The sequence below is a fragment of the Actinobaculum sp. oral taxon 183 str. F0552 genome, assembly GCF_000466165.1.
GTDB lineage: Bacteria > Actinomycetota > Actinomycetes > Actinomycetales > Actinomycetaceae > Peptidiphaga.
In genome coordinates this window covers 10,168-33,539 of the sequence record NZ_KE951408.1, presented here as the reverse complement: position 1 = coordinate 33,539, position 23,372 = coordinate 10,168, and the positions used below count along the sequence as shown (strand labels likewise).

The window sequence follows — 23,372 nt, the reverse complement described above, 5'->3', positions numbered from 1 at the left end:
CGCGGAGGGCGAAACCCGCACGTAGCAGGGATCCGACGAGCCGGGCGGCAGCGCTTCATGAGGGCGAGCCGATGATGCCGCCCGCCCAACGCCCCCTTCACACGCCGTCCCCCTTTACACGGCCGGGCAACCGTGATTCACTGGCCACACGGTTCTCACCGGCCGTACCGGTCCGGACACCCCGCCCCGAATCCCACCGACTCCGAGGACGCAGCAATGACGCCGACCATCGAAACGCTGAACGGAGCCGCCGCCTCGTCGCAGCTGGCCGCGTCGTTCACCCCGTCGACCACCTCGGTCGCCTCCTCCCTGGTCCTCACGGCGCTCCTCGGGCTGCTGCCGCTGGCTTTCTTCTTCGTCCTCCTGGGCGTCTTCAAAGTGAAGACGCACGTGTGCGCGATCGCCTCCCTCGGCGTCGCCGTGCTCGTGGCGATCTTCGGATTCGGCATGCCGGTGGACCTCACGCTGCTCTCCGCCACGCAGGGGGCGGCCTTCGGGATCTTCCCGATCGTCTACATCGTCGTCATGGCGGTGTGGCTGTACAACCTCACCGAGCGGACGGGCCGCTCCGAGGACGTCCGGGCGGTGTTCGCCGCGGTCGGCAGGGGCGACATGCGCGTCCAGGCCCTCCTCATCGGCTTCTGCTTCTGCGGCCTCATCGAGGGACTCGCCGGTTTCGGGGCGCCGGTCGCCATCTCCTGCGCCATGCTCCTGGCCCTCGGCCTGCCGCCCCTGAAAGCGGCCCTGGTGACGATGGTCGGCAACGCGTTGAACGTCTGCTTCGGCGCGATGTCGATTCCGGTGACGACGGCGGCCAAGCTCGGCGGGGCCGCGCCGGATGCGGTCGGCGCGACCCAGGGGCGCATCACCCCGCTGTTCCTGTGCTGGATCCCCGTCCTCCTCCTGGCGATCCTCGACGGCAGGCGCGGGGTCAGGCAGGCCTGGCCGGCCGCGCTCGTCGCGGGCGTGACGATGGGCCTGGGCCACGTCGCCGCCGCTAACTTCCTCTCCTACGAGCTCACGGCCGTCTTCGCCTCCCTCGTCTCCTTCGCCTCCGTGACGCTCCTGCTGCGCCTCTGGCGGCCCGACACTCCCGACGAACTGCGTTCGCAGGCCTCGGGCGGGAAGCTCACGGGCTCGCGCGTGACCCTCGGCCTCCTGCCCTACTGGCTGGTGGTCGTCGTCTTCGGCGTGGCGAAGCTGTGGAAGGTCGGGGTCGACGTTCCGGCCGCGCTCGCCTCGACGGACGCGACCTTCGCCTGGCCGGGGCTGCACGGCAAGCTCGTCTCCGCCTCGGGCGAGGTCTCCTCGTCCACGGTCTTCGGGCTCCAATGGCTCTCCTCGCCGGGCACGATGCTCCTCCTGACGGGGATCGCCGTGTCGATCGTCTACGGGCGCACTGGCTCCGGCGGCCTCTACCCCTTCTCCTTCGCCCGGGGGATGGCCGCCCTGGGCAGGACGATCGCCGACCTGCGCCTGGCCATCCTCACGATCGCGACGGTCATGGCCCTGGCCTACGTCATGAACTTCTCGGGCCAGACGGTCGCCATCGGCACCTGGCTGGCGGCGACGGGAGGGGCCTTCGCCTTCCTCGCGCCGGTGCTCGGATGGATCGGCACAGCCGTCACCGGGTCGGCGACCTCCGCGGGAGCGCTGTTCGCCAACCTCCAGACGACGGCCGGCGCCCAGGCCGGGATCAGCCCGCAGCTACTGCTGGCGGCCAACGAGATCGGCGGCGGCATCGGCAAGATCGTCAGCCCTCAGAATCTCGCCATCGCCGCCACGGCCATCAAGGAGCCGGGCTCGGAGTCGCCGCTGCTGCGCACAGCGGCGCCGTATTCGATAGCCTTCGTCGCGCTGCTGGGCATGGTCGTCGTCCTCGCGTCCAGCGGAGCCCTCGGCTTCCTCGTCGCCCCGTAGGCCCGGCTGTCCGGAGCCCAGACGGAGGGCGCCGGAGCCCGATCACGGCATGGAAGCGCACGGCGCCCACGCCCGCGGTCGGTCCGCGCGCCTCCCGCGATGGCCTCCGGTTGGGCTGCGCGCCGCGGGGAATGGGCCGAATCCACCGCCCACAGGGTGACCGGGACCGGGGCCTGCCGAGCGCCGGGCCGCCGAGCGGCAACGGGGACCGCTGAGCGGACAGCTTGCGCGAACCACACTGCCTCCGCGCTATCATCGGCGATGATGCGACCTGAACAGATTACCGATGTCATCGCCTTCCACGGAGAAGGCCCCGTCTGGCACTCCTCGTGGGGAGGCCTGCGCATGGTGGACATGCTCGCGGGAACGATACTCACGCTCTCGGGAAGCGGCGAAGTCACGCGGATAGCCACCGGCTCGCGGATAGCCGCCTTCGTGCGGCCCCGCGAGCGCGGAGGCTACGTCGCCGGCCTGGAGCGCGGGATAGGGCTGGCCGACGCCCCCTTCGCCCCACCCACGCCCCTGCGCGAGATGTGGAGCGATCCGAACGTGCGCATGAACGAGTGCGGCCTGGACCCGTGGGGACGGCTGTACGCGGGCTCGATGCCCTACGACCGCACCCTCGGAGCGGGCAGGCTCTACCGGATCGAGGCCGACGGGCGCTATTCGACGGCCCTCTACCACGTCACGGTGTCCAACGGCCTGGATTTCGCCCCCGACGGGCAGCGCGCCTACTACAACGACACGTCCACGGGATGCACGGACGTCTTCGACGTCGTCGGCGGGGATCTGGTCGGCCGCCGCCCCTTCCACGACGGCGACGGCGGCCGCCCCGACGGCCTCGCCGTCGACTCGGAGGGGAACGTGTGGTGCGCCATGAACCGCGTGGGCAAGGTGCGCCTCTATTCGCCCGAGGCGGAGATCCTGGGCGAATGGGAGCTGCCCGTCCACGGCGTGACCGCGGTGACCCTCGGCGGTCCGGACCTGCGCGACGTCTTCATCACGACGTCCCGGGAGACGGCCGACGAGCCGCACGCAGGCGCCGTCTTCCACATGCGCACGGCCGTGCCGGGCCAGCCGACGCGCACCTTCGCCGGTTGAGGCGCACCGCCGCCCGGGCCCGAAGACGGCGGGCGCTCCCCCGCGATCCGACCGTCCGGTGGGTTTTTAGTACACATGGGGGCCGCTGGTAAGGCTCAGAACGGCGTGACATGATTGATTGCGGGCGCATCCGGCTACCGCGTCCCGCATTCCGCCATCCGACGGGAGATCGCCGATGGGCGCGTCGCCCTTGCCGGGGCCTGTCGTCCGGAAAGGAAATCATGGCACTTCCCCAGGTCACGATTCCGCGCATCGAGACCCTCTTCAAGAAGGCCGATCTGAACTATTCGCTCGAGGGGGAGCACATCCTCTCCACGTGGCCGAGCATCACGCTCTGGGTCGCCTGCGACGGGCGGGCCCTGCGCTTCATCGCACTGTGGCAGGGAGCGATCACCGATCCTGCCGACCGCGCCAGGGCTCTGGACGCCGCCACCCATCGCAACCGGAACTACATCCTGCCCAAATCGACGGTGGTGGAGCTCGAGAGGGGCGTGGGCCTGCGCGCCGAATGCAATTTCTGGGTGGAGCACGGGATGACGGACGCGCAGCTGCAGGGGGCCTTCGACGCCAGTCTCAAATCCTGCCTGGGCACGATCGAGGACTTCGACGCGCTGTTCTCCAAAGCGGCGCACGCCGATGCGGTCTCCTCCGGCGGGGAGGCGTAGGGATGGCCTGGTTCAAGGACGCCGAGAACGGCTCGTCCGCTCCGGCGGTGACGGTGGAACGGATCCACCGTGCGCTCAGCGCGCTCGGTTTCGCGATGGGCCCCATGGAGACGCCGGCCAAGCTCGTGGCCAAGTTCGACGGCTACGTCACCGTCCTGGACGTGTCGAACCCGACGTTCCTGATGATCCGCGCCCATTTCCCGGAGGAGTTCCCCTCCGAGTCGATGGGCGAGCTCATCGAGAAGGCCAACGAGTGGAATGCCTCGACCCTGTGGGGCACGGCCGTCCCCCAGCTGCAGGAGGACGGCTCGAACGTCCTGCTGCAAGCGGAGGTCGCCTGCCTCATCGACCAGGGGTTGAACGACGAGCAGCTCGTGACGGCCGTCGACCTCGGCTTGCAGTGCTCCCTGTCCTGCCTGGACTCCTTCCGTCCGAAGCGGGACGAGGAGGAATCCGACGGGGCCTCGCGGGAAGAGGCGGGCGAAGCGCCGCAGGCGCAGGACGACGGCTCGGCCGGGGCGGAGGGCTGAGATGTCGGACAGTCAGACGCCGGGCGGGGGCTCGGCGGCCCAGAACTTCCAGGTGGACCTGGCCGGGCTGGTCGATCTGCTCAGCCGCAACCTCTATTCGGGGCCGCAGGTCTTCGTCCGGGAGCTCCTGCAGAACGGCACGGACGCCATCTCGGCGCGCCGGGAGATCGATCCCGACTGCCCGGCCTGCATCCGCTTCGAGGCGGACGGCTCGACTCTGCGCGTCATCGACTCGGGCATCGGCCTGACGCGAGAGGAGGCTCGCGCCTTCCTCGCCACCATCGGCGCCACGTCCAAGCGCGACGAGTTCGGCCTGGCGCGCACGGACTACCTCGGCCAATTCGGGATCGGCCTGCTCTCCTGCTTCATGGTCTCCTCGACGATCACGGTGCTCTCGCGCTCCGCGCACCGGGCCGACGCCCCCACCGTGCGCTGGCTGGGCCGCTCGGACGGAACGTGGAGCGTCGACCTCGCCGAGGAGCCGCTGCCCGAACCGGGAACCGCGGTCGTCCTGGAAACCCTCCCCGGGGAGAGCCCCTTCGCGCCGGCCCGGCTGCGCCACCTCATCGCCGACTACGGGCAGTACCTGCCGGTGCAGGTCGAGCTCTCCGTCCAGGGCGGGCCGGGCGAGCCCCTGGCCGGGCAGAGGGCGCCGTGGGAGCTGTCGCAGGCCGCCTCGACCCGCTGGTGCATCGAGAATTTCGGGTTCCACCCCTTTGCGGAGATCGAGTTGAGCGTGCCGGAGGCCGGATTCGAGGGCGTGGGCTACGTGCTTCCCTCGGGTGCCCACCCCGGCCAACTGCTGCGCCATCGCGTCTATTTGCGGCGCATGCTCCTGAGCCCGCGGGCCACCGACCTCCTGCCCGAATGGGCGTATTTCGTCCGGGTGGTGGGCGATTCCCGCCATCTGCGGCCGACCGCCTCGCGCGAATCCCTCTTCGACGACGACCTGCTGGAGACCGTGCGCGAGTCCCTGGGGGCCCAGGTGCGCGCGTGGCTGACGCATCTGTCCCTCAGCGACCCCAAGCGCTTCCTGGAGTTCATCACCCTGCACCTGGAGGGGTTGAAGGCTCTGGCCGTCAGCGACGCTCCGACCCGCTCCATGGTGGCCGCTTCGGTCCCCTTCATCACGTCCATGGGCGTGCTCACCCTCGACGAGGTCCTGGAGCGGCACGGCGCCATCCGCTACGTGCTGTCGAACAGCCATTTCAAAGCCTTCAGCCCGGTGGCCGCGGCCAACGGGCTGTGCATCGTCAGCGCGGGCTACGCCTTCGACGACGAGCTCCTCAGCCAGCTCACCCTCGACCGGCCGGACGCCGACATCTCCGTCCTCGACCCGTCCACCCTGCTCGACGCCTTGACGCCGCCGGATCCCGACGAGGAGGCCTCGCTCGCCCGCCTGCTGATCCTGGCGAACGAAGCCCTCTCGGGAACGGGGGTCGTCGCCGAGATCCGCAGCTTCGACCCGGGGACCATCCCCGTCCTCTTCCTTCCGGACGCCGATTTCGCCGGGCAGACCGTGGCGGAGTCGGCGCGCAGCAGGTCGACGGGCACGTGGGCGGACGTCCTGAGCGCCGCGGATCCCTTCGCGAACTCGTCGGCGCCCAGGCTCGTCCTCAACGCGCGGGCGCAGCTCATCAACGAGTTGGCGGGCGGTTCGCGGGACCAGCTCGCGGAGACGGCGGTTCGCGGCCTCTACGTCCAGGCCCTGATGGCCGGCCAGCATCCGATGGACGCCAAGGCCCGCGCCTGGTCCTCGCAGATCTTCACGCATCTGATCGAATTGTCTCTGAAAGGTCCGCAATGAGCACCGAAGACGAAGTCCGGGACCTCATGTCACGCGCCTCCGCCCTCCCCTACGGACGGGGGCGCTCTCAGCTGTGGGCGGAGGCCGCGGCCCTGGCGGAATCGGCGGGTTTGGAGGAGTTGGCGCTGCGGTCGAATCTGGCGCTGATCCCGGCGTACACCAACGGCGGCGAGGGGCCCAAGCTCCTGGCGCCCTTCATCTGGTGCAACGCCGTGTACAAGCGCCGCCCGGAGCTGTTCACCGAGAAGATGCTCCACCGCCTGGGATGGGACTACAAATACGTCATCACCGCGCTGCGGTTCATCCCCACCGTGCCGCGCGACCAGTGCCTGGACATCCTGGAGGAGATGCGCCGGTACTACCTGTCGCGCGGCGACTCCATGCGCGCCTACTACATCCACGGGCACCTCCTCTATCGCGACCTCGGCGAGGAGGACGCGGCCGAGGAGGCCTTCCAGAAGTGGCGGGCGTCCGGCCCCAGCGATCTGGCCGACTGCGCCGGGTGCGACCCCGCGCACGAGATCGACTACTTCCGCCGCCGCAAGGACTGGGAGGCGGCCTGCCGCGTGGGCGACCGCGCCCTGGCCGACAGGGAGCACTACTGCTTCCAACAGCCGGAGTCCCTCTTGACCGACATGCTCGAACCGTGGCTGCGCACGGGCCGCGACGCCGAGGCCTGGGCCGGGCACATCCGGGCGTATCGCCGCTACCAGGCGGACTCCACCCGCCTGAGCTACATGCCGAACCACATCGACTACCTCCGCCTGTCCGGCACGCCGGAGCGGCTCGAGCGCGCCCGGAGGATCCTCGTCCGTCACCTCCCGTGGTGGGAGCAGGCCCAGTATCCGCGGAACCTCATCGACCTCGCCGTCTCCGCGGCGCGTCTGGTGCGCGAGCTGCCGGGAGACCGCCACGCCGAACGCCTGCACGCGATCCTGCCGGGCGAGAAGCTGAAATGGGCGCCTCGCCGGACCCTGGCCGACCCCACGCTGGCCGACGCCGAGGAGTGGTTCACCAGCCTGGCCCTCGACCTGGCCGACCAGTGCGACCGACGTCCTGGCCTCCTCAGGCCGTTCATGGTCGCCGAGATCCGAGAACGCCTTCGGGAGCCGGGCCTGGACCGCCCCCTGACGGCGAATGCGATCCCCGACGTCTCCGGCATGGCGACGCTCGACACGCAGGACTACCGCATCGCCGCCGCCTCCGAGGCGCTCCTCCTGCCCGACGCGACGGTCGCGGCCGGTCCGTCGACCGGCCGGAGCTCCGCCTCCGCCGCGGATCCCTCCCCTGCGCCGGAGCAGCCGTCCCAGCAGCCCGACGCCGATGAGGAGGAGCCCCCGCTCGTGCCGGTCGACATCGACGGCCCGTGGCGGACGATGGACCTGTTCGACCTCGTCCAGACGGCCGCCGCCCTGGGGCCCACCGTCAGGAGCGTCTACCTGCTGCGCGCCGCGCAGATCCTGTGCGACAGGCCCGTCGGCGGACACGCGCCGTCCGCCGAAACGGCGTCCGGCGAGCCCGGCGACGCCGACGAGGCACCCCCCGCGCCGCACACCGCGGACCCGGACGCCCTGCCCGAGGCCGCCCGGTTCAACGACGCCTGGCTGAAGGCCCAGACCCTGGCCAACGCCTTCCTCGGAAGGCAGTCCGCCGTCCCCGAGTCCGACCCGGACGCCACGGATCCCTTCGGGATCTTCACCCCTCCCTCATTCCTCCTGATGGTGCAGGCACGCGCCCTGGCCGAGCAGTCCGATTTCCGCGGCGCCTGCCTGGCGGCCGACGGAGCCATGCGGATCGTCTCCCCCGATCCTCTCGGCGTGCGTCTGGAGGCCTTGGAGATCCTGTCCTCCATGAGCGCCGCCGCCGGATACCCGGAGGAGGCGATGGAGTACGCCAGAGCGCTCGTGAATCTGTCAGCCGCCTGCGACCTGGCCTTCCTCAACGCGACGGCCTCGGACATGCTGGCGAACATGCTGCTGCGGACCCGTCGCCCGGTCGAGGCCGCCGAAGTCGCGCAGATGGCGCTGCTGCGCATGGAGGCCTATCCGCACTCGCCGCTCGCTCTCCGGCTTCACACTTCCCTCGCCTCGGCCCTGGAGGCCCTCGACGACGACACGGCCGCCGCCCACGCCGCCGTCGAGTTGGCCGATCTCCTGGAGATCCGCGGCGACACCCTGGGCGCCCGCAACTCCTATTCGCGTGCCGCCCAGGCCTTCAGCGAGGCCGGGGACTCCTCCCGCTCCGTGGCGCTGTGGGCGCACGTGCTGCGCCTGACGGAGGAAGTGGACACCCCGCTGCAAGTGGCCAACACGCTGAACAACTACGCCTACGCCATCGCCACCCAGCCGGGGCGGGTGCCGGAGGACCAGCTCGACCTCATGGACAGGCTGATGGAGCGCCGGCGCGCACTGCTCGCCTCGCCCAGCGTGGAGACGTCCGACTCCAAGGAGTGGCTCGACGCCGACTGGCTGCGATCGATGGCCCTCTTCGACTGGTATGCGCTGCGCAGGCGCCTGGCCAAGGACTACGCGCGCGCGTCCGCCGACGCCTTCGCCTCCCTCGACCAGCCGATCGAGAGGGGCCGGACCCTCATGCTCATCGTCCAGATGTGCCTGGCCATGGGCGAACTGGACGAGGCCGACGCCCTGATCCAGGAGGCCGGATCCCTCCTGGACGACCAGCGTTTCCGCGGCCACGAGCTGCTGCAGGAACTGGAGAAGCTGCGCGAGAGCGCGCGTCAGGCTCGGCAGGAGCGGGACGAGGGGGACGGCCGCTGATCCGCGTCGCTCTCGGCGCAGAGTCGCCCCCGCCTCGGGAGGCGGTCGTGAGTTGGACAACCCTATGGAGGCCGCGGGCACGGCGAGCGGGCCTCTCGGTCAGCCCCTGGGGCGGAGGATCCTCTCCAACGCGGTGACGGCCTCCAGGGAAGAGAGGTCCTTCATGATGACGTAGTCGACGATAATGCCGAAGTACATGCCGACAATGGCCGTCACGACGTCGTCGGGGTCGAGCCGAGGGTCGACCTGCCCGTTGCTCTGCCACCGCTTGACGAGCTTCACGATCATGCCCCGGAAGGAGTCGTGCCGGGAGGCCATGTCCTGGCGGAGCTCCTCGTCGCGGTTGACCTCGCTCCACGCGTTGATGGCCAGGCGCGCCGAATACACCGCGCTCCTGCGCACATCTTCGGGCTCCGAGCCGCGGTGCGTATTCCAGAAGCGTCCGAACACCTCTTTGAAAATCTGGGATAGCGAGGGCGGATCTTCGCGGTTGGCGTATTCTTCGACTTCGTCGTACACGGGTTCGAGCCGATTCGTGCACACCGCCCGGATCAGTTCGCGTTTCCCCCCGGGGAAGTAGGAGTACACGGTGCTCGAGGACATACCCGCCCGGCTGACGATCTCGTCCATCGAGGCCGTGTGGAAGCCGCTGTCGACGAAGCAGCCTTCCGCCGCGACGATGATCCGCTCCCTCTGGCGTCTCTGATGGTCGGCATTCACCCTGGGCATGTCCTCAGACTAGCCCATCCCGCGCCTCAGCCGGCCTGTTTTTCAAAACGAAACGCTCTTTTCGTTTTGCGCTTCATTGGGCTACCATGAAGCCGACATAGGAAAACGATCGTTTCGATTTAGGAGCGCATATGGCAGCGGACAAGGAGAACACCGCCTCCGGTGGGACTTCGGCCGTGAAGACCTCTTCGACTCGCCCCGACCGGGCGGGCGCCTCGGACCACTCGGACGCCACGGCGGATCAGCGAACCTCTCAACGAGACCAGCGCCGGAAACGAGCGGTGATGACCAGCGCCGTCACCACCCAGCTCATGATCGTGCTGGACATGACGATCATCGCCGTCGCCCTGCCGGACATGCAGGAGAGCCTGAAGATGACGGCGGCCGAGCGCCCGTGGGTGGTCACCGCCTACACCCTCGCCTTCGGAGGCCTCGTGCTCTTCGGCGGGCGGCTGACCGCTATCCTGGGCATCCGGCGCGCATACCACATCGGCCTGACGGGCTTCGCCGTCTCCAGTCTCGTGGCCGGAATCGCCCCTTCCTTCGCGGTTCTCGCCTCGGCTCGGGCGTCGCAGGGCGCCTTCGGCGCGCTTCTGGCCCCCACGCTGCTCGCGCTGCTCAACGCGACCTTCACCGACCGCAACGAGAGGGGACGCGCATTCGCCACGCTCGGCGCGACGGGCGGCGTCGGCGCGGCGACGGGCCTCATTCTGGGCGGCGCGCTCACCGACCTGCTCGACTGGCGCTGGGCGCTGTACATCAACATGTTCATCGCGGTCGTCGCCTTCCTCTTCGGGCGGCGAAGCCTTCCCACTCCGCGGGCCGGAGAGCGTTCGAGCGCCCTCGCCGAGGACGTCTTCGGGCTGGCCCTGGGCTGCATCGGGATCTTCAGCCTCGTCTTCGGCTTCGACCAGGCCGAACGGCATTCGTGGGGGGCGCGCTCGACCGTCGCCTGGCTCGCCGTCGGAGGAGCCCTCCTCGTCGCCTTCGTCGTCAGGGAGCGCTTCGCCCACGCACCGGTGCTTCCGCTGTGGATCGTCTCCGACCCCACGCGCGCGGGGTCGTATCTGACCCAGTTCATGGTCGGCGCGGGGCAGATGGGATCCGTCGTCTACATCACGTACTACTTCCAGAGGCATTTCGACTACTCGCCGATGCGCACCGGCCTGGCCATGCTGCCCATGGTCTTCGGGATCGTGGTGAGCGCGACCGTCGTGGGGCAGGCCCTTCTGCCTCGACTCGGCGTGAAGTTCATGCTGCCGGCCGGTTTAGCGGTATCCGCCATTGCCTTCCTCATCCTCTCGCGTGTAACGGTCGACGCCGACTACGCGCAGGTCGCCCTTCCCGGTCTGATCGTCCTCGGCCTGGGCGTGGGATGCGCCAGTCCGGTCGCGTTCAACGCCGGAACCCGCGGCGTCCCGGGCAGCCGCGCAGGCCTGGCCTCGGCCGTCCTCAACGCCTCCCAGCAGATCGGCTCCTCCCTCGGCGTGGCCGCCCTGGCGACTTACGCCTCCCAACACGCCAGGGACTACGCCGCCTCCCACGCCGGTCAGCTCAAGGAGATGGCCGCTCAGGCGCTCGCCAAGGCCCAGGCGCTGCCCAACTCTCCGGAGGGCAAGCGGATCATCGGGGGTCTGCGCGGGCAGTTGGCCGACCAGGCGCAGATCAGCGCCTACAGGGGCGGCTTCATGGTTCTCGTGTGGGCGCTGGCGGCCGGCGCGCTGCTGCTCGCCATCGGCGCAGCGGTGGCCACCTTCCGCGCGCGTCGACAAGCCGCTCAGGCCCGGGCTTCCCAGCCCTGAGCCCTCAAGGCCGCTGGAATCCGAACGGCTGAGCCCCCGGGCATCCCACCCCGGGGGCTCAGCCGCTGTCTCCAGTCCAGACATTCCTCAAATCGCCCGGCGCCCCGCACCCGGGGGCTCGGCCTTTCCCGGAGACCCGAGTCTTAGGGGGCCGTCCCGCCGCAAAAGCCCACCAGGGCGAATCCGGCCGAGGGTATCCGCCTTCAGGCAAACTCACGGTGTCCCTCCCCATCGAGAATTGCCGATAAAACCGTTGACGGCAAGATGCGGTGACAATATGATGTGTTCTATAGGTGCGAAATCACACATATTGGCGTTCACGCGTCGCATGGGCGCCTGGCATCGACAGCACGGCGATCCTGGAACCTCACTTCAGACCGACCACACCGCCAATCGGATTAGGAGCTCGCATGGGAACAAAAAGAATCACCTCTCGGGTGCTCGTCGCATCCGCCGTAGTCCTGCCGGCCTCTGCACTCTCGTCCTACGCCAGCGGGGCGGCGAGTTCGGAATCGGATTCGGAATCCAGCGACACCATAGCCGTCACGGCTCCGGTCGTCTCCCCCGACGGCACCGTCGTGCGGCCGGCCGAACCCGTCGGATCGACGGCGGAGCCCGCCAAACAGGCCGAACCCACCAGACCCGCCGGGTCGGGCGAGCCCGGCGCACCGGCGGCCAAGCCTGCCAGGTCGCCCAAGCACGCCATGCCGAGCAGAGCGCCCAAGCACGCCGCTTCGAGCACACCAGCAGTACCGGCGGCGCCCACGTCCCAACCGAGTGCAGCCTCCCCCGCGCAGACCGGCACGCCGAACGCGACGACGTCGCCGGCGAACCCGGACGGAGCGTCCAGCTCGAGCGGGACGTCGGATTCCCACCGGATCGACGCCCCCAGCCAGGTCGTCAGGGACTACTGGACTCCTGAACGCATGAGGAATGCGCAGCCGGCGCCGATGCCGAGCGTGACGGAATAGGCCGCCTGGACGCCGTAGAAGAAGAGACAGCTCAACAATCAGGTCTCAACGGTCGGTTGGGGGCGCGAGCGCGCCCCCAACCCTCTTTCGGTCGCGCACCGACGGCCGCACACTGACGCTCTTTCCGAATGCAAGCGCTCCCTGAATTCCGCGGATTGAAGTCAGTGAAATGGCCGCCGCGCAACGGGGTCGGGCGCGCACCGGGGCCGGGTGTGAAATCGACGCATGCGCGTGGGAGTCCCCGCCGCCGCCCTACAGGCAGCCTTCGCCGCGCCGGATGTCAAGAGGGGAGCCGACTCGCGCGTCAGCGGCTATCCTCCCCTCTCGGCCTCTCCGCCACCCGAAACCCGCTACTTCCCTTGCGGCTTGATGAAGGGGAAGGTGATCGTCTCGCGTATGCCCAGCCCCGTCATGGCAGTCAGAAGCCGGTCGATCCCCATGCCCATGCCGCCGCACGGGGGGAAGCCCTGCTCGAGGGCTTGGATGAACTCCTCGTCGAGTTGCATGGCCTCCGGGTCGCCGTTGGCGGCCTCCAGCGACTGGGCCACCAGGCGCTCGCGCTGGATCACCGGATCGGCGAGCTCGGAGTAGCCGGTGGCCAGCTCCATGCCGCGCACGTACAGGTCCCATTTCTCCGTCAGGCCCGGCTTCGAGCGGTGCGGGCGGGTCAGAGGCGACGTGTCCTCGGGGAAGTCGCAGACGAAGGTCGGCGCCCACAGTTTCGAGCCGACCAGTTCCTCGAAGAGCTCTTCGACGATCTTTCCGGGTACCCAGAAGGGCGCCACGCCGATGCCGTGCGCCTCGGCGAGGGCTTCGAGGCGTTCGCGGGGGGTCTCCACCGTGATCTCCTCGCCGACGGCCTGCGAGACGGACGCGTACAGGTCGAGCCGGTCCCATGCCTCCCCGCCGAGGTCGTACTCGGTTCCGTCGGCCAGCGTCACGGCCGTGGTTCCCAGGGCGTCCCGGCATGCGCGCTGGACGAGGTCCTTGGTCAGCTCCCCGATCGTGTCATACGTCCCGTAGGCTTCGTAGGCCTCCAGGGCGGTGAACTCGGGCGAATGCGTCGAATCCGCCCCTTCGTTGCGGAAATTCCGGTTGATCTCGAAGACGCGGTCGACGCCGCCGACCACCGCGCGCTTCAGATGCAACTCCGTGGCGATGCGCAGGTAGAGGTCCTCGTCATAGGCGTTGATGTGCGTCTTGAAGGGGCGGGCCGCCGCCCCGCCGTGGATCGTCTGGAGCATGGGGGTCTCGATCTCCGTGTAGCCGCGCTCGTCGAAGTTGGCGCGCAGCGACTTCATGACCCCGGCGCGCAACCGCACCATGTCCCGGGCGGCTGGGCGCATGATGAGGTCGAGGTGCCGCATGCGCACGCGCGCCTCTTCGGAGAGGGAGACGTCCTCGCCCTCGGCATTCCTGTACACCTTGGGCAGGGGGCGAATGGCCTTCGAGGCGATCCGCCAGGAGTGGGCGAACACGGAGAGCTCCCCGCGCTTGGACGTCCCGACGTGGCCTTCGACGAACAGGTGGTCGCCCAGGTCGACGTCGGCCTTGAAGCGCGCGAGGGAGCCCTCCCCCACGTTCGCCTGGGAGAGCAGGACCTGGATGCGGTTGCCCGGGCCGTCCTGGAGGGTGGCGAAGGCGATCTTCCCGCCGCTGCGGGTGAGCATGACGCGGCCCGCTACGCCGAGATCCACGTCGGCGAGCTCCTCGCCCGGCCCGAGGCCCGTGTAGGCCGATCGTATCTCGGGGATCGTCGCGGTCACGGGGAGCTCGACCGGGTAGGGCTCCAGCCCTTCGTCGATCATCCGCTGACGTTTGGCTAGGCGCACCTGGATCTGCTCGGGTGTGTCGTCTGCCTGGGCTTGCGCGTTCTCGGGCGCCTCGTTGGAGTTCACGGGTACAAGACTAGCGTGCGGAACCGCTCCCACGCCGAGCCCGGCCGAGGTCGTCGAGGCAGGCGGGGCTGCCTGGCACGGAGCGGTTTCCGCGCAGAAACCGAGCCCGGCAGGCGATCGCGTCGCGGATGTCGAATCCACCCGTATGGAGATTTATGCCCGGCGGGAGACGCCGCCGCCACTGTACGCATTCGGATTCCCCATCTCGCAGCCATTCTCCGCTCCGCACATCCAATTGGGAGAGTTTCCCGGATTACGGTACCCATCATCTTCTCTTCAAAGCCGGCGTGGCCTCGTCTTAGAGTCGTCGCAATAGAGGAGACGTTCCCGTACCTCCCGTTGATATATCCTTACCTCCCCTTGATATATCCGTACCTCCCGTTGATATACCGGCTTTCTCAAGAATCGAGGTTCACATGGACGGCACTTTCACCGTCAATACGGATTCCCTTCGCACGGCGAAGACGCACTACGACTCGGCATCCAGTGGCATGTACAACCAAGAGTCACTTACGGCGTCAGGATTCGGCGACTCCCAAAGTTGGGCGGAGGAACTGTGCGGCACTCTGGGGACCAGCCTCTCCGACCTCGCCTCCGATACATCGGAACTTGGCTCAACACTGTCCACTGACGCCGAATGTTTCGATTCCACCGACCAAGACGTACAAAGCGACATCCAATGCGCAACGTCTTAACCACCAAATGTTCATCTGACAATTTAAATTACATTTAGGAGACCAGATGTCAGATATAGACGTAAAGTTCGACGGAGATCCTACAGAAATCGGCAATCTATCAACTAGTCTCGAAACATTGTCTACGAATATTACTGACACGTGGGCGAGCGAGCTGCGTTCAGGTCACTCCACCGCCATCGACGAGTGGTCCGGAGAGAGCGCTACAGCCTTTGATACTGATGCGACTTCCGCTGAAACCGATTTGTCAGATCTTTCAGAAGATGTTAGTTCATTCAAGAAAGCCGTAGATGACCTTAAAATCGAACTCGACTCTGTAAAAAGCACATTAGAAACAGCTATTTCAGACGCAACAACTTATGGTCTTACAGTTGAAGGGACAACAATAAAGGAACCGACTAAGCCACTCTGCCTTGTTTCCATACCAGTTGCCGGTATGACCCAACAGGTTAACGTCACCGAAGAAGAGGCAAAACAAGTTGATGACTATAATGAAAAAGTAAAACATTACAACGATATATCTGACAGTGTTTCAAAAGCCAGAGATAAAGAGCAGAAAGCTCATGAAGCCTTCCAATTGAGCTGTTTTGACATAGAATTTCCTGATCAAACCGACTTAGACGTACAAAATAAACTTAAGACAATTAAAAGTTGGAATGGAAAAATTAAAATCGCTGCAGGAATCTTTAAACATGCAACATTAAGTAGATTAGCTGCTAATATGCAGATTAATGCTTCTACTAATAGAACACTAATGAAAATTAGAAAAAGTATAAAAAGTAAATTATATATAAGAGATGTCAATATTAAGTTTAAAAATGGTAAAGTAAAAGTATTTAAAGGACGACATGTAGACAATAATAAAAGCAGACTTCAAAATCATAAAAAATATTCTTACAAACATGGCGAAGGAAGAATGTTTCATCATCTCAACAATGATGAAAACTGGGAGACTGCGGGTAAAAAAATAGGCAAAGCAACAGATCATTTTGGTGGATATGGAGGAAAAAGCCTTGCTAAACGTCTCGCATCGGGAGCGGAAAAGATACATTTAGACAAATGGGGGCCGAAAGTCGGCAAATATGCGTCGAAAGCCGGCAAGTTCCTCGGCCCCTTGGGAACCGCCATCGACGTTGGCCTCGTAGGCTATGACGCCTATAAGGGCGGATCTGAGCAGTGGGCGCGCGATTCGGTCGATCCCTCGTTGACTAAAGGCGACAAGGTCGCCCGCACAGTGGCTAAGGGAGCATGGGACGCCGTTCCCGCGGCGGCCGAAGCCGCAGGATCGGCCGCGGGAAGCAGTGCTTTAGCAGCGGCGTTCTCGTGGACCGGTCCCGGCGCGGCAGTGGCCGGAGCCGCAGGAGGCTACATAGGCGGAAAGCTAGGAAGGATGGGCGGCGATTGGATCCACAACACATTCGACAGCACCGTCTCGAAAGCCATCGACAATTGGAAGCCGTCCGAACAAATCGACTCAGCGAAGAACTGGGTCTCCGATAAGGCCAAGAAACTCAAATTCTGGTGATGAGTGTGACTATCGGACTGTCGATTGTCCGGCAGACGGCGTTCCGTTGTTTTCCCGACACCGATCTCTGCGTTCTCTCTGCGCGGTTCAGCGAGTACGACACCACCCCGGCCGCAGGTGCGCATTCGGCCGGGGTGGTTATCCGCGTGAACATCGAGTTCCGCGTGGGCGCAGAACGGGAATGGGGTTGGATCCCCGGATTGCGCAGGCGCAGGATGTCGTCACGGTCTGGACGGTCTGGGTGGAGGCTGGTGGTCGGATCCCCGATTTGCGCGAACGCCGGGAACGCCGCCGGCTATTGCGCGCCCTCGCATCCCCCATTCCGCAGTTCAACTGGGAGAATTCCCCGGATTACGGTGCCCATAGCAGCCTCTTCAAAGCCGGCGCGCTTCTGCCTTAAAGTTTCCCGGCAGGGGGAGACCTCCCCACGTCTCCCGTTGATGCATCGGCTTTCTCAAGAATCGAGGTTCACATGGACGGCACCTTCACCGTCAACACGGATTCCCTTCGCACGGCGAAGACGCACTACGACTCGGCATCCAGTGGCATGTACAACCAAGAGTCACTTACGGCGTCAGGATTCGGAGATTCCCAAAGTTGGGCGGATAACGTGTGCAGCACTCTGGGAACCAGCCTCTCCGACCTCGCCACCAAGGCATCGCAACTCGCCTCGACGCTGTCCACTGACGCCGAATGCTTCGACTCCACTGACAGAGACGTACAAAGTGACATTCAATGCGCAACTAGTTCCGACCATTGAAACTAAATTGCACTCATTGAATTCAATTTGAAGTTTTAGGAGAATCCATGCCACCCATTGACGCAAAATTCGACGGAAATCCTACGGAAATCGGCAACCTGTCGTCCAGCCTCAGCACGCTGTCCACAAGTATCACCGATACATGGGCGAGCGAGCTGCGTTCAGGCCACTCCACCGCCACCGACGAATGGACAGGCCTGAGCTCCGCATCGTTTGACACCGCCGCCAGTTCCGCAGAGACCGACCTGTCGGGCCTTTCGGGAAACGTCAATACGTTCAAAAAAGCGGTAGATTCACTTAAAACTGAACTCGATTCCGTAAAAAGCACATTGGAAACCGCGATTTCGGATGCCACAACCTACGGCCTAACAGTTGAAGGCACAACAATAAAAGAACCCACTAAGCCAGCTTGTCTAGGCCAGGCTACATTTGATTCCAACCCTCAACAAGTAACCGTCACTGCGGAAGAAGCGAAACAAGTCGACGATTATAATGAAAAAGTCACGCATTACAATACTATCTCTGATAATGTTTCAAAAGCTAGAGAGAAAGAAAAGAAGGCCCATGACGATTTTCAAGAAAGCTGTTTCGGGATAGTATTCCCCGATATCGCCGCCATAGCGGGCGGAGGGAAGCTAGCCTTGGCAAAAAAGCTGAAAGGAAAGATTGGTAGTTATCTTATAGATCCACTCAAATATGGTGGGCTGGGTCTGATGATGGCTGGTGGGCAACTTACGAAAAACGCTAGTAAGGCAGTTACAGATATCATACACGGGACGAAAGCTGCCCTCAACTCTAAAGGGTTCGGCTTTAAATTCGGCAGGCACCTGAAGGGATTGGAAGGCGGATTCGATTTCTTCAAAAACGGGAAGGCCATGAAGGGCTTGACCGACCCCAAGAATTGGGAGAAATTGGGGGAAGGCGGACGGCATCTCGCTGCAGGAGCCGCATCGGGAGCGAAGAAGCTGCATTTGGACAAAGCGTTCGAATGGGGGTCGAAAGCCGGCAAATACGCGTCGAAAGCCGGCAAGGTCCTCGGCCCCGTGGGAACGGCCCTCAGCATCGGCTCTGTAGCTTACGACGCCTATAAGGGCGGATCTGAGCAGTGGAAGCACGATTCGGCCAATCCCTCGCTGACTACAGGCGACAAGGTCGCCCGCACGGCGGCGAAAGGCGCATGGGATGCCGTTCCCGCGGCGGCCGAAGCCGCAGGATCGGCCGCGGGAGGTGCGGCTGGCGCGGCACTGTTCTCGTGGACGGGCCCCGGCGCGGCAGTCGCCGGAGCCGCAGGAGGCTACATAGGCGGAAAGCTAGGAAGGATGGGCGGCGATTGGATCCACAACACATTCGACAGCTCCGTTTCGAAGGCCATCGACAATTGGAAGCCGTCCGAAGACATCAAAGCAGCGAAGAACTGGGTCTCCGATAAGGCCAAGAAGCTAAAATTCTGGTGATGAACGTGACTATCGAACTCCCCGACGGTTGGCGTCCCGTCGACGCCTCCCCCAATGGCTTTCCCAACGACTTCCTGGCGGTAGGGCCTCCCGGCTATCGGGACTACTCGCCCACCGTGGTCCTCAATCACAACGATGAAGTCACGGGGTCGCTCGAAGAGTGGATCGGCGAGACGATCGACATGATGAAGAAGCAGATCTTCAAGACCCTGCACGTCATCGACTCCGCCACGACCACGATCGCCGAACATCCCGCCCTCGTCTACGTTTCCACGTTCACGGTGGAGGCCCTGAACGTCACGCAGGAGCAGTTCGCGCTGATCGACCGGCCGGAAGGCGGCCCCGCCACAGGCTACGTGCTGACGTTCACTTGCGCGAGCGCCGAGTACCCGGAGTACGTCGACACCTTCGCGACCATGGCTCACAGCTTCGAAATCCCCGGGAGGCCGGCATGATCGAAGGACTCAACCTCTCCTTGCCCGTCTACCTGTGGGAGGCGCTGCAGGCGCTGGTGAACGGAGAGGACGTCGGGCAAGACGTCCTCTCCGACCTCGAAGCGCGCGGCGTCGTCGCCGACGGCGACCTGACGGATACGGCGAAAGATCTGCTGCACGCTCTCTTCGAGCCGGTCGGGCTTATCGAGCTCTACCTTTCGGAAGCGGGAAGCCTCCACGCGCTCCTGGCCTTCGTGGATCCCGAGCGGATCTCCCTCCTGGTCCAGACCGACGGAGAGTGGACCATCCTGCGTCGCGTCGACCAAGGCATGCTGCCTCTGGCCCTGGTGGAGCTTCTGAGCATCGGGCCACGCAAGTCGGAGCGCCTGGACGTCTCAGACGTCCTTCCGGCCACGCTCTTCCAGGATATCTTCGAGCGGGCCGACGACTCCGACAACCCTCCCCAGGAGGACCTCGCCCGCAACATCCGGCCCATGTGGCCGGACGCCTACGCGAGCCTGGTCGACGGCGAATGGCGCTTCTGGACCCTGGAAGCCTACGCGTGCGCCGAGACGCCTATGCAGTCGCGGGGATCCATGGCGGTGCTCGACACGTCATCGGGCATGCTGCGGGTGAGCCCCGAAGGCGACGAGGATTCCGAGGCAGACGACGAAGTGGAGACCGTGAAGGCGACGTCCATGATGCCTTCCGACATTTGGATCGACATCCTCACCCTCATCGCGCCTTCCACATAAGGGCGCTGACGGAAGCGGTGCCTCCGATCCCATTCCGACCGGAGACACCGCTTCGAATCCGCCGACACATGAGCATATGACGTGACTCCGATAGCCGCTGCACGTATAGTCCCTAGGGTGGAGCAGTCTCTAGACCCGACGGCGCCCGCCCTGGCGGAGCGCTGGGCCGTGCGGCGGACGGCGGGCCTTCGCCCGCTGCCTCGCCTCCGATCGCCGCGCCCGGCCGATCCCCGCTGGGACGGCCCCGCCGTGGCGGCGAGCGGGACGCCGCCGGCCTTCCCGCCTTCCACAGCCAGAGCCGCGGGCGCTCCTGAAAGGAAAGGGCTCCGGGGAGAAGGCGCTGAACGTCCTCGGCAGCGGGCAGCCCACACGGAAACCGGCCACGATAGGACCACGACATGTTCATGACGCTTCCCAAGGATTGGGCCGAGGCGCCCCTCCCCCCGGGGCTCGAGGCCGCCGATCTCCTAGTCGTCGGCCCGCAGGGGCACCTGGACTACGCGCCGACGGTGCTCGTCGCGCACGCCGACGACATCGACTCCTCCCCCTACGAATGGGCGGCCGGAGTCGCCGAGCTCTCCTCCGAGCAGTATCAGCCCTTCCACGTCCTGGACATAGGCGACGCGAACATCGACGGGCACGCCGGCTGCGTGTACCTCACGACCTTTCCGATGGAGGGTCTGAGTCTGACCCAGATGCTCTTCACGTACGTCGACGCCGTGAGCAGGCGGGGATTCGTCATCACCGCCACCTCGACGACCGCCGAGTTCTCGACGCTCGCCGACACCCTGACCGGCATCGCCAGCAGCATGAGAGGCGAGGAGATCCCCCGATGAACACGACCGACATCGCGCCGCGGCTCAGACTCCGGCACGGAAGCTGGAACGCGCTCCGCTCGGTGATCGCCGGTGAGCGGGTGCCGCGCAGCGAACTGAGGGAGCTGTGGGACCTCAACGTCCTGGACGGCACCGCCCTGACGGATCCCGCCCAGGAGCTGCTAGAAGGCCTGACCGGCATGGCCGGCGTCGTGCACGTCCTCGGATCGGACGCCGGAGCCCTGCGCTCGGCCAGCGTGTGGGTCGCAGCCGACGGCGTCGGGCTCCTCGACCAGATCGACGGCGACTACACGATCCTGCAACGCGTCGAACGCGGGATCGTCCCCCCGTCCATCGTCGAACTGCTCAACCTGGGGCCCCGGCCTCAGCTGACCGAACCCGAGAGCCAGACCGTCCCGGCCTCGCTCGTCAACAACGTCCTGGAGCCCAGCGGGGACGCCGCCGAGCCGTGGACGGACCTGGCCGACGCGATCGAGGGGTCCTGGCCGACCATCTCACACGCCATCGACGCCGGCGGCTGGCGGTGCTGGCTCCTCCAAGGCCACACCGTGGAGGACGGGACCGCGAAGGTACGCGATACGGTCTGCTTCCTCGACACGCCGGACGGCCTGTTGGACATAGTCATCGACGGCGAGACCGCCGCACTGGCCCCCATGACGACGATGACCCTGTGGCGCCACCTGTCCCACCTCATCAGCCTCGAGAGCTAGCCTGCGACGGCCAGATCCCCCACCGGGTCCACAACGTCCACAACGGAAAAGATTCGCGCAACGGGAAACTCTCCCCGGTAGGAACTCCCCGGGCTGGATTCTCCGGGTGCCGCTACCCGTCAGCGGCCCTTGAAGCAACCACTGCCCACGTATAGACTTCATTGTGGCAGGTCGACGAGACGGTTTTCAACCCCTTGGCTGTCACGGTCGGCCTGCCGCTCCCCTAGATCGATCGCCTACGAGATCCGGTCGCATCGCGCCAACGACGTCGGGACGCGACCGGGATCGCCGCCAGGCGCAGTGCATCGCGCGCAGGGACCATCCGAAGAGGCATCCCCGCCAGTGCCGGCGGAGAGCACCTGCGAGCCCCGGTCCGTTCGATGTCCGCAACGCTCTCCGCAGCGCCAGCGGAGAGCACGGATGGGCCGTCGGCGCCGTCTCGGAACACCCGCAGCTTGCACGTTCACTCCCGACGTGCGTTCCCGAACCGGGGAATCGACGGACGGGTCGCGCGGGGCATCGAACATCCGCGGGCGCCGGATCGGTCAGGTCATCCGCGGGCGCCGGATCGGCTAGATCATCCGCGGGCGCCAGATCGCTCGCGGGGCCTCACCCGCGGGCGTCGGCGAAGGGCAGGCCCGTACCCGTCAAGCCGTGGCCTGAAGGGACCCGGCCGGGCTCGGCACCGCGCTCGACGATGCGATTACCCGCGTCGACGAAGACGACGTGAGGCCGGTAGGCGCGCGCCGAGGCGTCGTCGAGGAGCGAGTAGGAGATGAGGATGACGGTGTCGCCCTCGCCGACGAGGTGGGCAGCCGCTCCGTTGATCGTCAGGACGCCCGAGCCGCGGTCGCCGGGGATGGCGTAGGTCGTCAGCCGGGCCCCGTTCGTCACATCGACGACGTCGACCTCCTGGCCGGGGAGGATGTCGGCGGCGTCGAGGAGATCGGCGTCGACGGTCACCGAGCCGACGTAGTGCAGATCGGCGCCCGTGACCGTGGCGCGGTGGATCTTGCCGGTCATCATCCGGCGCAGGCGACGGTCAGCCATGAAGTTCGATCTCCATGTTGTCGATGAGGCGGGTAGGGCCGACCCAGGCGGCGACGGCCAGCAAGGCAGAGCGGACGGCCGGCGCCGCGCCCTCGTCCGGGCCGATCTCCTGGAAGGTCTGCGGATCGACGAGAGCCAGGTAATCGAGCCGCACTCCGGGGGCCTCGGCGAGGTATCGCAGGGCGACCTCGCGCACGCCGGCGGCGGGAAGGCCGTGGGCGGCGGCGTCCTTGCCCAGGACGAGGGCCTGCGAGAGCGCGAGGGCCTCGATCCTCTGGGTGGCCGACAGATAGGAGTTGCGCGAGGACAGGGCCAGGCCGTCGACGTCGCGCTCGATCGGGACGGCGCGGATCTCCACCGGCATGTCCAGGTCGGCGACCATCGTGCGCACGAGGGCGAGCTGTTGGGCATCCTTCTGGCCGAAGAAGGCCATGTCCGGGCGAACCAGGTTGAGCACCTTGTGGACCACCTGCAGCACGCCGGCGAAATGGGTGGGGCGCGTCTTACCCTCCAGAAGGGCCGCCACCGGCCCGGGATCGATCCGCACGAGCGGCTCGCGCGGGTAGACCTCCGCTGCCTCGGGGGCGTAGACGGCCTCAACGCCGACCGTGCCGAGAAGGGCGAGGTCGGCAGCCAGATCGCGCGGGTACTCCTCGTAATCCTCATCGGGCCCGAACTGCAGGGGGTTGACGAAGATCGAGACGACGACGTTGTCGGCCGCTTCGCGGGCGGCGCGCACAAGCGCGAGGTGCCCCTCGTGGAGCGCCCCCATGGTCATGACGAGCGCGCTCGTCCCCTCCAAGGAAGCGAGGGCGGTGGCCAATTCGGCCTTGGTGCGTGCAACTTCTGTCACGCGCACCAGTCTACCGGGCGAGGACGAGGCCGTTTCACCAGGCGGAAACGGTGCGCTCGCCGCCGGAGCGCTCACCGCCGCATCCCGGCGGTAGGGGCGG

18 protein-coding genes are annotated in these 23,372 nt (G+C 66.0%); 14 read left to right on the top strand and 4 right to left on the bottom strand.

Translation table 11 applies throughout. From position 1 onward, the window contains the following. Window positions 1-216 precede the first annotated feature (216 nt). The 6 genes from HMPREF0043_RS01610 (at window position 217) to HMPREF0043_RS01585 (ending at window position 8,800) form a co-directional block, all read left to right on the top strand. Window positions 217-1,920, top strand: a complete 1,704-nt coding sequence (locus tag HMPREF0043_RS01610; protein WP_021601047.1) for an L-lactate permease — start codon at window positions 217-219, stop codon at window positions 1,918-1,920. Window positions 1,921-2,181: 261 nt separating this feature from the next. Continuing rightward, on the top strand, window positions 2,182-3,021 hold the full coding sequence (locus HMPREF0043_RS01605) for an SMP-30/gluconolactonase/LRE family protein (RefSeq protein ID WP_021601046.1): 840 nt from the start codon (window positions 2,182-2,184) through the stop codon (window positions 3,019-3,021). A 221-nt stretch (window positions 3,022-3,242) separates the two neighbouring features. Beyond that, window positions 3,243-3,686, top strand: a complete 444-nt coding sequence (locus HMPREF0043_RS01600; protein WP_021601045.1) for a YbjN domain-containing protein — start codon at window positions 3,243-3,245, stop codon at window positions 3,684-3,686. A 2-nt stretch (window positions 3,687-3,688) separates the two neighbouring features. Further along, window positions 3,689-4,216 carry a YbjN domain-containing protein gene (locus HMPREF0043_RS01595; RefSeq protein ID WP_021601044.1) on the top strand — a complete coding sequence of 176 codons (528 nt, stop codon included), beginning with the start codon at window positions 3,689-3,691 and terminating at the stop codon, window positions 4,214-4,216. A 1-nt stretch (window position 4,217) separates the two neighbouring features. After that, window positions 4,218-6,023: an HSP90 family protein gene (locus tag HMPREF0043_RS01590; RefSeq protein ID WP_021601043.1), complete on the top strand. Its 1,806-nt coding sequence runs from the start codon at window positions 4,218-4,220 to the stop codon at window positions 6,021-6,023. After that, window positions 6,020-8,800, top strand: a complete 2,781-nt coding sequence (locus HMPREF0043_RS01585) for a hypothetical protein (protein ID WP_021601042.1) — start codon at window positions 6,020-6,022, stop codon at window positions 8,798-8,800. Before HMPREF0043_RS01590 ends, HMPREF0043_RS01585 begins: the two co-directional genes overlap by 4 nt. A 99-nt stretch (window positions 8,801-8,899) precedes the next feature. Here the strand turns inward: HMPREF0043_RS01585 and HMPREF0043_RS01580 are convergent, their stop codons facing one another. Then, window positions 8,900-9,529: a TetR/AcrR family transcriptional regulator gene (locus HMPREF0043_RS01580; protein WP_021601041.1), complete on the bottom strand. Its 630-nt coding sequence runs from the start codon at window positions 9,527-9,529 to the stop codon at window positions 8,900-8,902. 131 nt (window positions 9,530-9,660) lie between these two features. On the opposite strand from HMPREF0043_RS01580, the gene HMPREF0043_RS01575 reads away from it, so the two are divergent. Then, window positions 9,661-11,331: an MFS transporter gene (locus HMPREF0043_RS01575; RefSeq protein ID WP_021601040.1), complete on the top strand. Its 1,671-nt coding sequence runs from the start codon at window positions 9,661-9,663 to the stop codon at window positions 11,329-11,331. Between the two features lie 410 nt (window positions 11,332-11,741). Then, window positions 11,742-12,302 carry a hypothetical protein gene (locus HMPREF0043_RS10930; protein ID WP_021601039.1) on the top strand — a complete coding sequence of 187 codons (561 nt, stop codon included), beginning with the start codon at window positions 11,742-11,744 and terminating at the stop codon, window positions 12,300-12,302. 350 nt (window positions 12,303-12,652) lie between these two features. On the opposite strand, the gene lysS is transcribed toward HMPREF0043_RS10930, so the two are convergent. Further along, on the bottom strand, window positions 12,653-14,200 hold the full coding sequence (lysS, locus tag HMPREF0043_RS01565; RefSeq protein ID WP_021601038.1) for a lysine--tRNA ligase: 1,548 nt from the start codon (window positions 14,198-14,200) through the stop codon (window positions 12,653-12,655). 741 nt (window positions 14,201-14,941) lie between these two features. Here lysS and HMPREF0043_RS10925 point away from each other — a divergent pair. From HMPREF0043_RS10925 to HMPREF0043_RS01525, 6 genes are all read left to right on the top strand, one after another. Further along, on the top strand, window positions 14,942-16,420 hold the full coding sequence (locus HMPREF0043_RS10925; RefSeq protein WP_021601035.1) for a WXG100 family type VII secretion target: 1,479 nt from the start codon (window positions 14,942-14,944) through the stop codon (window positions 16,418-16,420). Between the two features lie 807 nt (window positions 16,421-17,227). Beyond that, entirely contained in the window at window positions 17,228-18,634 is a 1,407-nt protein-coding gene (locus tag HMPREF0043_RS10920) for a hypothetical protein (protein WP_156897473.1), read from the top strand. Further along, entirely contained in the window at window positions 18,634-19,089 is a 456-nt protein-coding gene (locus HMPREF0043_RS01540) for a hypothetical protein (protein ID WP_021601031.1), read from the top strand. Before HMPREF0043_RS10920 ends, HMPREF0043_RS01540 begins: the two co-directional genes overlap by 1 nt. Then, a complete protein-coding gene (locus tag HMPREF0043_RS01535) occupies window positions 19,086-19,823 on the top strand; it encodes an ESX secretion-associated protein EspG (protein WP_021601030.1) in 738 nt (245 codons plus the stop codon). Before HMPREF0043_RS01540 ends, HMPREF0043_RS01535 begins: the two co-directional genes overlap by 4 nt. A 398-nt stretch (window positions 19,824-20,221) precedes the next feature. Then, a complete protein-coding gene (locus HMPREF0043_RS01530; RefSeq protein ID WP_021601028.1) occupies window positions 20,222-20,659 on the top strand; it encodes a hypothetical protein in 438 nt (145 codons plus the stop codon). Then, window positions 20,656-21,369, top strand: a complete 714-nt coding sequence (locus HMPREF0043_RS01525) for a hypothetical protein (RefSeq protein ID WP_021601027.1) — start codon at window positions 20,656-20,658, stop codon at window positions 21,367-21,369. Before HMPREF0043_RS01530 ends, HMPREF0043_RS01525 begins: the two co-directional genes overlap by 4 nt. A 609-nt stretch (window positions 21,370-21,978) precedes the next feature. Here the strand turns inward: HMPREF0043_RS01525 and panD are convergent. Then, window positions 21,979-22,419, bottom strand: coding sequence for an aspartate 1-decarboxylase (panD, locus tag HMPREF0043_RS01520; protein WP_021601025.1), 441 nt, complete (start codon window positions 22,417-22,419; stop codon window positions 21,979-21,981). Next, window positions 22,412-23,281, bottom strand: coding sequence for a pantoate--beta-alanine ligase (gene panC, locus HMPREF0043_RS01515; RefSeq protein WP_040317606.1), 870 nt, complete (start codon window positions 23,279-23,281; stop codon window positions 22,412-22,414). Before panC ends, panD begins: the two co-directional genes overlap by 8 nt. Between the last annotated feature and the right edge of the window lie 91 nt (window positions 23,282-23,372).

Excerpts from the sequence above, each read along its gene's own strand:
- HMPREF0043_RS10930 (WP_021601039.1), top strand. The coding sequence starts at position 11,742 with ATGGGAACAAAAAGAATCACCTCTCGGGTGCTCGTCGCATCCGCCGTA.
- HMPREF0043_RS10925 (WP_021601035.1), top strand. The coding sequence starts at position 14,942 with ATGTCAGATATAGACGTAAAGTTCGACGGAGATCCTACAGAAATCGGC.
- panD (WP_021601025.1), bottom strand. The coding sequence starts at position 22,419 with ATGGCTGACCGTCGCCTGCGCCGGATGATGACCGGCAAGATCCACCGC.
- HMPREF0043_RS01585 (WP_021601042.1), top strand. The coding sequence starts at position 6,020 with ATGAGCACCGAAGACGAAGTCCGGGACCTCATGTCACGCGCCTCCGCC.
- HMPREF0043_RS01600 (WP_021601045.1), top strand. The coding sequence starts at position 3,243 with ATGGCACTTCCCCAGGTCACGATTCCGCGCATCGAGACCCTCTTCAAG.
- HMPREF0043_RS01595 (WP_021601044.1), top strand. The coding sequence starts at position 3,689 with ATGGCCTGGTTCAAGGACGCCGAGAACGGCTCGTCCGCTCCGGCGGTG.
- HMPREF0043_RS01575 (WP_021601040.1), top strand. The coding sequence starts at position 9,661 with ATGGCAGCGGACAAGGAGAACACCGCCTCCGGTGGGACTTCGGCCGTG.
- HMPREF0043_RS01580 (WP_021601041.1), bottom strand. The coding sequence starts at position 9,529 with ATGCCCAGGGTGAATGCCGACCATCAGAGACGCCAGAGGGAGCGGATC.
- HMPREF0043_RS01530 (WP_021601028.1), top strand. The coding sequence starts at position 20,222 with ATGTTCATGACGCTTCCCAAGGATTGGGCCGAGGCGCCCCTCCCCCCG.
- HMPREF0043_RS01590 (WP_021601043.1), top strand. The coding sequence starts at position 4,218 with ATGTCGGACAGTCAGACGCCGGGCGGGGGCTCGGCGGCCCAGAACTTC.
- HMPREF0043_RS01525 (WP_021601027.1), top strand. The coding sequence starts at position 20,656 with ATGAACACGACCGACATCGCGCCGCGGCTCAGACTCCGGCACGGAAGC.
- HMPREF0043_RS10920 (WP_156897473.1), top strand. The coding sequence starts at position 17,228 with ATGCCACCCATTGACGCAAAATTCGACGGAAATCCTACGGAAATCGGC.
- HMPREF0043_RS01540 (WP_021601031.1), top strand. The coding sequence starts at position 18,634 with ATGAACGTGACTATCGAACTCCCCGACGGTTGGCGTCCCGTCGACGCC.
- HMPREF0043_RS01610 (WP_021601047.1), top strand. The coding sequence starts at position 217 with ATGACGCCGACCATCGAAACGCTGAACGGAGCCGCCGCCTCGTCGCAG.
- HMPREF0043_RS01605 (WP_021601046.1), top strand. The coding sequence starts at position 2,182 with ATGATGCGACCTGAACAGATTACCGATGTCATCGCCTTCCACGGAGAA.
- HMPREF0043_RS01535 (WP_021601030.1), top strand. The coding sequence starts at position 19,086 with ATGATCGAAGGACTCAACCTCTCCTTGCCCGTCTACCTGTGGGAGGCG.